This window comes from Streptomyces sp. GC420 (assembly GCF_009916105.1).
GTDB lineage: Bacteria > Actinomycetota > Actinomycetes > Streptomycetales > Streptomycetaceae > Streptomyces.
The window spans coordinates 1-3,238 of the sequence record NZ_JAAAXQ010000589.1; the positions used below are offsets into that span (position 1 = coordinate 1).

Genomic DNA, 3,238 nt, shown 5'->3' on the forward strand with positions numbered 1-3,238 from the left:
GAGCACCACCGGGAGCTGCCTCCTGCCCGGCTCGTCGCCGAGCGTGCCGCCGGTGAGGACCATGCGGGGGAAGCGGGTGAGCAGGGTGCCGAGGGCGATCCGGACTTCCGCACGGGCGAGCGCCGCGCCGAGGCAGTGCCGGTGGCCGAGGCCGAACGCGAGGTGGTGGTTGGCGGAGCGGCCCGGGTCGAAGCGGTCGGGGTCGTCGAAGCGCGCGGGATCCCGGTTGACGGCGGCCAGCGCGCAGTGGACGCCGCTGCCCGCGGCGGGGCCGGCCGCCGGGTCCGCGGCAGGCTTCGCGGCCGGGTCCGCGGTGTCCGCCCGCGGCGCGTCGCCGGCGTAGCGCGAGGCGAGCGTGGTGGGGGTGATGACGCGCAGCAGTTCCTCGATCGTGGCGTCCATCAGGGCGGGTTCGTCGCTCAGCCGCTCCCAGTGGCTCCGCCGCCCCAGCAGCAGCTCCACGCTCTCCGTCAGCAGTCGGGTGACGGGCCGGTGCCCGGCGACCAGCAGGAATCTGACTGCGGCCAGCACGTCCTGCTCCGCCGTCCCGCCGTCCTCGCCCCGGAGCATCGCGCTGATCAGGTCGTCCCCGGGCGTCCGTCTCCGCTCGGCGATCAGCGTCCTGAGGTACTCCGCCAGGGCGAGACCGGTGCTCTTGGTGACCGTCGTCGACTCGCCGTACTCGGCGATCCACCCGTAGACGTAGTCGCGGATGTAGCGGCGCTCTGCGGTGGGAATCCCGAGCAGTTCGCAGAGCACGGCGACCGGGAACGGACGGGAGAACGCCTGCACGAAGTCGACCGGTTCACCGGCCGGCACCTGGGCGAGCAGGCGGTCGGCCTCCCGTTGGATGCGCGACGCCAGTCCCGCCACACGCCGGTGCGTGAGCTGACGGGAGATCAAGCGGCGCAGCCTCACATGTTCGTCGGCCGGAAGGAAGAACAGCTGCTCCTCGTCGCAGACCTCCTCGTCGGACGCGGTCCGCATGGACGCGGCCAGCGGATGTTCGCCCCTGAGCCGCGGTTCCACCAGCGCCGCCGCGGCTTCGTCGTACCGGGTGATCATCAGGCCGGTCTCGCGGCCGCCCAGACTGACCTCCACGGTGCCCGCCTCGCGCAGCCTGCGGAGCGCGGTGTGGTCCCTGAGCATCTCCGCGGTGATGACGGGCAGGCCCATCGGGCACACCTCGGCGGCCAGGGAGCGGATGAGTTCCGCGTCGGTCTGGGGCGTCGGCCGGTCGAGGCGGCCTCGGGGACTGGTCTGCATGGAACGGGCCCTTCTCGCGACGGGTGGCGTTTTCCGGTGGCCGGTGCGCGGCGTCCGCCGTGCGCGGCGGGGGACGTCAGTTCGTGTGCTGGAGGAACTGGGTGGCGGCGAGTTCGGCGTACAGGGGGTCGGCGGCCACGAGTTCCGCGTGCGTCCCCACGGCGCGCACCACGCCCCCGTCAAGCACGACGATCCGGTCCGCCAGGGCGACGGTGGACAGGCGGTGGGCCACGACCAGGACGGTGGTCGTGCGGGCGATGTCGGCCACCGTGTCGCGCAGAGCCGCCTCGTTCACGGCGTCGAGCTGGGAGGTCGCCTCGTCGAGGAGCAGCAGGCGGGGGCGGCGCAGCAGGGCCCGGGCGATGGCCACCCGCTGGCGCTGGCCGCCCGACAGCATGGTGCCGCGGTGGCCGACCGGCGTGTCGAGGCCCTGGGGCAGCCGCCGCACAAGGTCGTCGAGGCGCGCGGTGCGCAGGACGTGCCGTATGTCCACGCCGTCGGCTCCGGGACAGCCGAGCAGGAGGTTGTCGCGGAGGGAGCCGGAGATCACGGGGGCGTCCTGCTCGACGTATCCGATGACCGAACGCAGTTCCCGGATGTCCCACCGGCCGAGCTCGCGGCCGTCGACGAGGACGCTGCCGCCGGTCGGCTCGTAGAAGCGCTCGATGAGGGAGAACAGGGTGGTCTTGCCCGCTCCCGAGGGACCTACGAAGGCGGTGATGCCGCGCGGAGGGACGGTGAAGCTCACTCCCCGGTGCACGGGCGGCAGTTCGGGCGAGTAGCGGAAGTGCAGGTCGCGGAATTCGAGTGAGGCGGGTTCCCGGCCGGGCCCGGGCAGGGGGATGCGTCCGTTCCCAGGGCCGGCCGGCAGGTCCTCGGCCCGCAGTCGCTCGGCCTCCTGGATGCGCGTGACCGCCGCGGCACCCAGGTGGTACTGGCTGATGCCGCCGACGAGTTGCTGGACCGCGGGCACCAGGTAGAAGACATACATCAGGAAGGCGATGAGCCTTCCGGCCTCCAGCTCGCCCGAGGCCACCCGTGCGCCGCCCACCGCGAGAACGGTGAAGAAGGCTATCTGCATGGCCAGTTCGGCGGTGTTACCGGCCAGCGCGAGCCACTTCGCGGCGCGTACGCCGGCCCGCCAAGAGTCGTGGGCGGCGTCGTGGACGGCGGCCTCGGCGCGTTCCTCCGCACCGGACGCCTTGACGGTGCGCAGCGCCCCGAACGCGCGCTCCAGCGCCGCGCCCACCAGGCCCACCGATTCCTGGGCGGCGGTACTCGCCTCGTTGACGCGGGACATGACCGTGCGGACGATCCACCCGGCGAGGACCAGCACGCCCAGGGTCACGGCCGTGAGCACCGGGTCGAGCACACACATCAGCGTCGTGGTCACGACGAGGGTGAGCGCCCCGGTCGCCGTACCGACGAGCGAGTCCGCTGTGACCTGGCGCAACAGGGTGGTGTCGGACGTGACACGGGCTATCAGGTCGCCCGGCTCGGTCCGGTCGAACTCCGGAACGCGCAGCCGCAGCAGGTGTGACGACAGACGGCGGCGGGCGGTCAGCACGATCGATTCGGCGGCCCGGCGCAGCACGTACTGCCCCAGGGGCCCCGCCAGCGCTGTGACGACGACCAGGACACCCATCAGCAGCAGCACGCCCCGCAGGGGCCGGCCGCTGCCGAGGCCGTCGATGAGCCGCTCGGCCGCGAGGGGGATCGTGAGTCCCGCCGCGGCGGTCAGCACGTTCAGCAGGCCGCCGAGAGCCAGGTATCGCCAGGACGGACGCATGTGGCCGAGGAGGACGCGCCAGGTCGGGGCGGGCGCTGCGGACTCCGGTGCGGCGGGCGCCGACGCGGGCGCGGCGGGCACCGGGGGCGGCGCCGGTTCCGGCGCCGCGGTGCGGTCGTCGTGCTGTGTGTTCACGGGAGTCCTGGGTCCTGAGTCCTCGGATGCGGGCGGTGGCGGTGGTGG

At 73.4% G+C, this 3,238-nt stretch carries 2 protein-coding genes; both read right to left on the bottom strand.

All coding sequences use genetic code 11. The features are described 5' to 3' along the window. The coding region (locus tag GUY61_RS36540) for a cytochrome P450 (RefSeq protein ID WP_166634603.1) at positions 1 to 1,266 on the bottom strand (1,266 nt) is incomplete at its 3' end. Between the two features lie 76 nt (positions 1,267 to 1,342). Beyond that, positions 1,343 to 3,055, bottom strand: coding sequence for an ABC transporter ATP-binding protein (locus GUY61_RS36545; protein ID WP_166634604.1), 1,713 nt, complete (start codon positions 3,053 to 3,055; stop codon positions 1,343 to 1,345). Positions 3,056 to 3,238 lie beyond the last annotated feature (183 nt).

What these genes read in the sequence shown, in the direction of transcription:
- GUY61_RS36545 (WP_166634604.1), bottom strand. Translation starts at nt 3,055, where the DNA reads ATGCGTCCGTCCTGGCGATACCTGGCTCTCGGCGGCCTGCTGAACGTG.